6 protein-coding genes are annotated in these 6516 nt (G+C 53.9%); 5 read left to right on the top strand and 1 reads right to left on the bottom strand.

Going from position 1 to position 6516, the window contains the following annotated elements:
* Nucleotides 1-98 precede the first annotated feature (98 nt).
* The 5 genes from GBM95_RS10670 (at nt 99) to GBM95_RS10650 (ending at nt 5469) form a co-directional block, all read left to right on the top strand.
* A complete protein-coding gene (locus GBM95_RS10670) occupies nt 99-251 on the top strand; it encodes a transposase (protein ID WP_193222676.1) in 153 nt (50 codons plus the stop codon).
* 478 nt (nt 252-729) lie between these two features.
* Nucleotides 730-1197 carry a helix-turn-helix domain-containing protein gene (locus GBM95_RS10665; RefSeq protein WP_152159077.1) on the top strand — a complete coding sequence of 156 codons (468 nt, stop codon included), beginning with the start codon at nt 730-732 and terminating at the stop codon, nt 1195-1197.
* A complete protein-coding gene (msbA, locus tag GBM95_RS10660) occupies nt 1197-2960 on the top strand; it encodes a lipid A export permease/ATP-binding protein MsbA (RefSeq protein WP_152159076.1) in 1764 nt (587 codons plus the stop codon). The genes GBM95_RS10665 and msbA (GBM95_RS10660) overlap by 1 nt, the downstream gene beginning before the upstream one ends.
* A 21-nt stretch (nt 2961-2981) precedes the next feature.
* Nucleotides 2982-4745 (top strand): lipid A export permease/ATP-binding protein MsbA, encoded by a 1764-nt coding sequence (msbA, locus tag GBM95_RS10655; protein ID WP_152159075.1) that lies wholly within the window; start codon nt 2982-2984, stop codon nt 4743-4745.
* Nucleotides 4738-5469 (top strand): hypothetical protein, encoded by a 732-nt coding sequence (locus GBM95_RS10650; protein WP_152159074.1) that lies wholly within the window; start codon nt 4738-4740, stop codon nt 5467-5469. The genes msbA (GBM95_RS10655) and GBM95_RS10650 overlap by 8 nt, the downstream gene beginning before the upstream one ends.
* Before the next feature lie 87 nt (nt 5470-5556).
* On the opposite strand, the gene galE is transcribed toward GBM95_RS10650, so the two are convergent.
* Nucleotides 5557-6444, bottom strand: coding sequence for a UDP-glucose 4-epimerase GalE (galE, locus tag GBM95_RS10645; RefSeq protein ID WP_152159073.1), 888 nt, complete (start codon nt 6442-6444; stop codon nt 5557-5559).
* Nucleotides 6445-6516 lie beyond the last annotated feature (72 nt).

The raw sequence follows: 6516 nt of genomic DNA, 5'->3' as shown, positions 1-6516 counted from the left end.
AAGAAAAAGCAAGTGGGTTTCAATGAAATCTTTAAAGGATTTCAACTACTTGCTTTCTCTCGACCGTCGTTATACCAAGACCGAGAGCGAGATTTTCCGTGGAAGGGCTCAACAGCATCATTCAGAACATCAAGCGCCGAGCACGCGGATTTAGGAATCCCGAGTACTTCAAAACAATGATTTATCTCGTTGCAGGTAATCTGGATTTCAGCAGATGGACTCAGGCTTTAAAGTGTGGTTACCCACACTAAACGTCATAGAGCCAAATATTCGTTGCTCTCTTCATTAATTTCTACAATTTCGTAATCTTTAAGATTTAACTGCCAAGAAAGCATGCAAGCTAAAACATCTCTTCGTTTAGCTTCTCGAGCACCCAAAACATAAAATATTCTTTTAGGTATCATATTTATTATCCAATAATCTATTGATTTTAATTATTTATAAAAGCGCAGTTCTATGTTTAGGTGATAACTATTTAATTTTATATAAAATTAAGAATGAATAATTTTAATTGTATGGGTAAATTTAATTGCATTCTATAGTTCGTTTATATTTGTAGGATTTCATAAAGTGGAGAATTTTAAATCTAAGGAATACAAGCACTTTTACTTTTGTTGCCTAGTCCGTTCATTTGCTAGTATTCTAGCAATTGCGTAACACCCCACATCAATCAGATATCCCAATTTAACTATCATTAGGGTACATCCGATACGTATCGGACTGACTTTTATGGCAAAGAATACTTCGCCTTACGACAACCTAGATGAGAATGCCACACATGTGAGTGAGGGTGGCACAACAGAGAGTTTTGCCTACTCGCAACAGCATCTCATGAGGAACCCCAACGCTCACAGCGAGCATCTGCGTGAGGTCGCGGCTTATCTGTTTTCCCGGGGCATTGGATACACCAAAGTCTCGTGGATTACCAGTGTAAATATCAATACAGTTCGAGATTGGGAGAGAGCCTTCAAGGAAGGAAAATTCCAACCGAGTTTCACTCATCGCCAATACGATGCAGAGATTAAGGAGAAGGCGATCGTCTTGCGCAAACGCGGACTAAGCCTCAAGGACATATCGATCAAGCTCGGATGTTCGACAACAGCCGTCCGAAACTGGCTGCTTGAAGCGCAGGCAGCAGGCAAGATTGAGAAAACGGTCTCCTCCAGCACATCGGGCGTAAAAACAAAAGAAAATTGATGAAAGCCTTTCTGCTTAAGCACTACAACAAGCTTGACCCCAATCTGCGGCGTTTGGCGACCTATCTCGTCCCATACAAGCTGCTCTTTCTCGGCGCTATTCTCTGCATGGGGATCTCGGCCGGCTCCTCCTCCCTGATCGCGTTGCTCCTCGGCAAGCTCACGGATATCGGCTTCTACCAGCAGGCACCTTGGATCGTCATTGCAGCGCCTGTCGGTTTGATTCTTATCTCGTTCCTTCACGGGGGCGGGATGTTCATGTCGAACTATCTACTTTCGAGAGCTTCCCAGGCTGTGCTTGTCACCCTGAGAAAGGAGCTCTTCAACGACATCCTGCACTGGCCTGCAGAAGCCTACCAGAGAAATGCAACAGGCATCATCGCATCCAAGTTCGTCAATGAAGCAAACGTCGCATTGTCGAACGCCGCAAAGTCGGCCATCGTTCTGATCCGTGATTCGCTGCAGGTCGTTGCCCTTTCCTTTGTTCTCGTCTGGCACGACGTGACACTCACACTCGTCACGCTCATCATCGCTCCTGCCATCGTATGGCTTCTTCGCTTCATCTCAGAAAAGCTACGTAGCATCATGTTTAGTGCTCAAGAAAGTATTGGCACTTTATTAGTGCGTGTGAAGGAAAGCTATGAGGCTCAAGACGTCATTAAGATATCTAATGCATTCGATCAAGAACAAAAACGCTTCACAAGCATAAACAATACCGTTAAGCAACTTGCGCTCCGGATGACCAAATACAGCGCCATCGGTACCCCAGCCACGCAGTTGATCGGCATGCTCGGAGTAGCAGTGGTTCTGACTGTCGCTCTCATTGAAGCTCAGCACGGGCTTTTAACGCTCGGCGAGTTCGTTACCTTCCTCGCGGCTATGCTGCTGATCCTGCAGCCGCTTCGCCGCCTCACGGGCCTCAACGCAACCTTCGTCGGCATGGCCGTTGCTGCGGGAAGCATCTTCTCGACGCTCGATGAAGCGAAGGAACACGACGGCGGCACGCACGAACTAGAAAAGGGAAGCGTGAAGGGCGCGATGACGTTCGACCATGTCACGCTCCGTTATCCCGGCGCCAACCGAGATTCCGTCAGGGACTTCTGCCTAGACGTGAACCCGGGCGACACCATCGCACTGGTCGGCTCCTCGGGTTCGGGGAAGACCTCGCTTGTCAACATGATTCCTCGCTTCTGGAATCCGACCGGAGGCCGCATTCTGATCGACGGCATCGACACGCAGGACATTACCTTAAAGAGCCTTCGCGACAACATCGCGATTGTTTCTCAGGACGTCATCATCTTCAACGGCACGATCCGCGATAACCTCATCTACGGATCGCCGTATGCAACGGACGAAGAAATTGCCAGAGCCGTCGAGGCCGCTGCTCTCACGGACTTCATTGCTTCGCTCCCCGAAGGCCTCAATACGTCTGTCGGCGAATACGGCGGCAAGTTGTCGGGCGGTCAGAAGCAGCGCATTTCAATCGCCCGGGCGCTTTTGAAGAACGCTCCGATTCTGCTCCTTGACGAGGCAACCAGCGCGCTCGACTCTGAGAGCGAACACCACATCAAGGAAGCCCTCATTCGCCTGATGGCGGGTCGAACGTCCTTCATCGTCGCGCACCGCCTCTCGACGATCGAGCACGCCACCAAGATCGTCGTCATGGCGGACGGCGCCATTGTCGAAACGGGCACGCACAGAGAACTTCTGGACAAGAACGGCGCCTATGCCAATCTCTGGCGCCTTCAGGGGCATTCGGAATAAGCAGAAGCAAGGAAAGAACAAATGTCATTCAATCTCTCTTCCTGGCTGCGCTTTGATCCGGTTCTGAAGCGCCTTTTCAAGTACGCCCTGCCCTATAAGGGACAGATGGTGCTTGCGTGCATCTACATGGTAGGCGCAGCGTCGATGTCGTCGCTCACCGCAACGCTCCTCGGCAAGCTCACGGACGCGGGCTTTTATCAGCAGGAGGCCTGGGTCATTGTGGCGGCCCCTGCGGCGCTTATCGGCGTGACGCTTTTGTACGCAGTTTCGACCGTAATGAGCACCTACATGCTTACGAAGATTAGTCAGTCGATGTTGGTAACGCTTCGCATGGAACTCTTCGCCAATGTCCTGAGACTCCCCTTCCCCGCTTATCTCGCAAATTCGACTGGTCTCGTGAGCTCGAAGTTCGTGAATGAAGCCAACATTGCGCTCGGCGGTGCCGTTTCGGCAGCGGTTGTTTTGATCCGCGATTCGCTTCAGGTCATAGCGCTCTTCGGCGTCCTCCTCTGGCAGAACTGGAAGCTCACGCTCATTGCCTGCATTGTGGGACCCATTGCAGGCGTGATTCTCCGAACCATCAGCAAGCGCGTAAAGCGCATCGTGCGTGCGAGTCAGGAAGCGATTGCAGCCGTTCTCTCCCGGGTCTCCGAATCCTACGAAGCCGAGCGGCTTGTGAAGGTCAGCAACACCTACGACTTCGAAATGGCACGCTTCTCGCCCATAAACGAGAAAATTCGTCATCTTGCATTGAAGAAGCAGGTGATGCAGGGCCTCGGTACCCCGGTCACTCAGATCGTCACCATGATGGGGGTCGCGGTCGTCGTTGCTTTCGCGCTCTTTGAAGCGCAGAGAGGAGCGCTAACGATCGGCGAATTCATCACCTTCCTCTCGGCCATGCTACTCCTGATGCCCCCGCTCCAGCATCTCGCCGGCCTCAACTCGACCTTTGCGAGCATCAGCGTCGCGGGGAAGAGCATCTTCGATCTCCTCGACATGGAGCAGGAGAAGGATACAGGCACGCATGTGCTTGAAAACTCAAAGGGCGCAGTCGTCTTCGAGAACGTCCGTCTCCGCTATCCCGGTCAGGAAATGGAGGCCCTCAAGGCCATCTCCATCTCCATTGCTCCTGGCGAACATGTCGCTTTTGTTGGTCTCTCGGGATCCGGTAAGACCACACTCATGAACACGGTCCCGCGCTTCTGGGAAGTGACGGACGGCGCAGTACGAATTGACGGCTACGACGTCCGCGACTGCACGCTCTCGAGCCTCAGGAGTCAAATCGCCATTGTCTCCCAGAACGTGACGCTCTTTGACGCCACCATCCGCGAGAACATTGCCTACGGGAAGCCCGAAGCCTCGGACGAGGAAATCACGAAGGCCGTCAGGGCGGCTGCGCTCACGGACTTCATTGCTTCTCTCCCTGAAGGCCTCAACACCCGCGTCGGCGAAGCCGGCAACCTCCTCTCAGGCGGTCAGAAGCAGCGCGTTTCGATTGCGAGAGCATTCCTCAAGAATGCCCCAATCCTTATTCTCGACGAAGCTACGAGTGCGCTCGACAGCGAGTCCGAGCACCAGATCAAACTCGCCATTGACGAGCTCATGCAGGGCCGCACCTGTCTCATCGTCGCGCACCGTCTTTCCACGATCGACAATGCAGACCGCATCGTCGTGATGTCGAAGGGCGAGGTCGTGGAGTCCGGGACGCCGAAGGAACTTCTCGACAAGGGCGGCGCCTATGCCGATCTCTACAACCTTCAGATGAGGAGCGGGCAGAATGCGTAACGCTTCCGGAATTCGTTATTCGTTGCTCTCAAGCCTGATTGCTGCCACCGGTTACCTGATGACTGCCTCTCCCATGGCAAGTGCGTCGGAAGAGCTCTCACTCAAGGGGCCTGTTGAGCTTCCACCAGGCGTACAAGCAAGTGACGTTGAGAAGATCGCTTCCATTATTCAGAAGCGCTTCGACTCGATCTCCTGCGAACGCGTCAATTTTGAACTCTTTGATCTGCTGCGGCCTAAGGTAGACGGTTATCCGACGAGCGGACTTCCCTACATCGTCAATGCCTCCAACAGACATGCCGTCGAAAGCTACAACGCGCTCGCTGATCTAGGTCTTTTTACCCGATCCGAAATGTCCGTGAACTCAGACGGCTCTCAGGGGAAAGATGCGCTGTCTTCTAAGGTCTACATCTATGCCCAGACGCCTTTGGGCAAGGAAAGCGAAGCACTGGAAGCTCCCGGCTACACCTGCGTCTGCAAGACTGAGCTCGTGAGCATCGATTCGATCACGCACAAGCCCCCGGCCTTCGGGCAGGATCTATATGAGGTGACGTACACCATCCGCCGCACCGCGATCGCACCCTGGGCGCTCGACAATCGGGGGCAGTCATCGTGGACGGATGTCGCCAGACTCATCAATGGTTCCATGCACCGGCGCGAATCGTTTTTGAGAAGCGCAAGTGGTTGGACTCCAGGGAGCCCAACGCTCTTTGCTCCGCACAGGTAGCGGAATCACTTCTTTGATAAAGGAAGGATGAAAGGCCGAACTTGTGGAAGAGGACGTCCGGCCATGTAGCAAACCTGAGCGAAGGTTTTATTTCGCCTTGAGTTCCTCAGCACGCTTCTCTTCGAATCGCCATGCGTCGCGGCACATGTCGTCGATGCCTAACATCGCCTCCCAACCGAAGAGTTCCTTTGCCTGCGCAGGATCGCACCAGTTGGCGGCAATGTCGCCCGCACGACGGGGGCCAATTTTATAAGGTACCTTGCGTCCTGAGGCTTTCTCAAAAGCTTTGACGACCTCGAGCACGCTGTAGCCTCTGCCGCAGCCGAGATTCACGGCTTTCCAGCCGGTATGGCTCATGGCGTAGGGAAGCGCCGCGGCATGCCCGTGCGCCAGATCCATCACGTGGATGTAGTCGCGCACGCCCGTGCCGTCAGGCGTTTCATAATCGCCGCCGAAAACGTTGAGGCAGGGAAGCCGCCCGTTGGCGACGCGGGCCACGTAAGGAAGGAGATTGTTGGGAATGCCGTTCGGATCCTCGCCGATCAGTCCGGACGGGTGGGCTCCGATCGGGTTGAAGTATCGCAGGCAGATTGCGCTCCATTCCGGATCCGCCCGGCAGAGGTCGGAAAGGATTTCCTCGATCTGAAGTTTTGTGCGTCCGTAGGGATTCGTGGCTTCACCCGTCGGATCGGATTCGCGCAGCGGGAGGCTCTTCGGCGTCCCGTAGACCGTGGAGGAGGAGCTGAAGATGAGGCGTTTGACGCCCGCCTTCTTCATGGCTTCAAGGAGCCGGATCGTGCCGATCAGATTGTTGTCGTAATACTCAAGGGGCTTTACCACGGATTCGCCCACGGCCTTCAGGCCGGCGAAGTGGATGACGGCTTCGATTCCTTCGTCGCGAAGCGTCTTTTCAAGGCGCGCTTCGTCGCGGATGTCGCCCTCAATGAATGGCCTTTCGACGTTTAGTGTGGACATGTAGCCCGACCGCTACGGTGGCGTGATACCCTTCCAAGGCATGGGAACGGCGGGGAATAACCGGTTATCAGC

It is taken from the genome of Sutterella seckii, from assembly GCF_009183815.1.
GTDB lineage: Bacteria > Pseudomonadota > Gammaproteobacteria > Burkholderiales > Burkholderiaceae_F > Sutterella > Sutterella seckii.
Note: the sequence above shows the minus strand (reverse complement) of the source record. Positions and strands in the feature narration are given on the sequence as shown.